This is a genomic window from Rhodopila sp., assembly GCF_035548235.1.
Classification (GTDB): domain Bacteria; phylum Pseudomonadota; class Alphaproteobacteria; order Acetobacterales; family Acetobacteraceae; genus Rhodopila.
In genome coordinates, this window is record NZ_DASZTJ010000160.1 from 1 (window position 1) to 1,561 (window position 1,561).

General features: G+C 70.0%; 1 protein-coding gene. It reads right to left on the reverse strand.

Annotated features, from left to right (window positions below):
• Positions 1–85: 85 nt before the first annotated feature.
• Positions 86–1,561, reverse strand: a 1,476-nt coding sequence (gene hflK, locus VHB27_RS13365; RefSeq protein ID WP_325601166.1) for an FtsH protease activity modulator HflK, incomplete at its 5' end; no start/stop codon positions are given.

Here is a 1,561-nt window from a genome sequence, read left to right on the forward strand (position 1 = left end):
TGGGTCTGGCCGACCGTGAACAGGGTCGATCCCAGCAGGATCCCCGCGACGACGAGTGCCGCGATGGCGGCGATACCGGCGCGGCTCATGGGTTGCCCCCTTGGGAATTGCCACCTTGGGGATAGCCCCCCTGGGCATTCCCCCCTTGGGAATTCCCCCCTTGGGAATTGCCCCCTTGCGGACTGGTTCCGTCCCCCGGAGACGCAGGGGGCGAGGGCGGCGGAAGCTGCGCCGGCTTCTGCCCGGCCGGCGGGGACAGCGGCAGGAACGGCACCAGGCCCTTCAGCTTGTCGTCCACCACCAGCGGATGCGCGTGGCGGAGGATGTCCTCCATCGTATCCAGGTAGAGCCGTCGGATGGTCACGTCCTTGGCCTGCTCATAGGCCTTGTACACGCTGTCGAAGCGCTGCGCCTCGCCGGTCGCCTTGGCGACGGTCGCGGCCTTGACGCCCTGGCCCTCGGCGATGATGCGGGCGGCGTCGCCGCGGGCGCGCGGCACGATGTCGTTGCGATACGCCTCCGCCTCGTTGCGCATCCGTTCGGCGTCGGTGTTGGCCCGCTGCACGTCGCGGAAGCTTTCGATCACCGCCGCCGGCGGATCGACCTTCTGAAGCTGCACCTGGGTGATCTCCACCCCGGCCTTGTAGCGGTCCAGGATCTGCTGCGTCTGCTTCAGGACGTCGGTCTCGATCTGCGCGCGCAACTGGGTCAAGGCCGGCTGGATCGGCGTCCGTCCGATCACCTCGCGCAGCGAGCTTTCGGCGACCGCCCGCACCAGCATCGCCGGATCGGCGGTGTTGAACAGGAAGTCCGAGGCGTTGGAGATCCGCCAGAACACCGCGACGTCGATGTCGATGATGTTCTCGTCGCCGGTCAGCATCAGGCTCTCGGCCAGCACGTCGCGGCCGGTGGCGTCACGGCCGCTCTGCACCGTGTCCGACCCGGCGGAGCGATAGCCGATCTCGGTCCGGTTGATGCGGGTGACGGCGGGCGTCTCGACGGATTCGACCGGCCAGGGCAGGTGCCAGTGCAGGCCGGGGGGCGTCCAGTAGGCATAGGCGCCGAAGCGCAGCACGATGCCCTGCTCGTCCGGCTGCACGCGATAGAAGCCGCTGGCCATCCAGATGACCAGGATCGCCAGGACCGCCAGGAACAGCCCGCGCCCGCCGCCGAACCGGGAGGCACCCGGGCCGCCGCCCTTGCCTCCGCCGCCCAGCAGGCCGCGGATGAAGGCCTGCGCCTGGGCGATCAGGCGGTCGAACTCGTTACCCCCCCCAAATGGGCCACCCCCAAATGGACCGCCCCCGAACGGGCCCCCGCCAAACGGGTTCTGCCCGAACGGTCCGCCACCGGGCCTGCGCGGGCCGCCGCGGCTGGCCTTGTCCTCGCGCCTCTCGTCGCGCTTGTCATCGTTGGGGCCCGCCTCGCGATCCCCGCCGGCATGGCCCCATGGTCCCTGAATCGGCTCGCTTTCGGGTTTCTTCCGGCCGTTCTTGTCGGATCGACCCGGTTCGCCGGACCCTTTGGGCGGCTCGCCCCACGGACCTGAACCGCCGCTGTT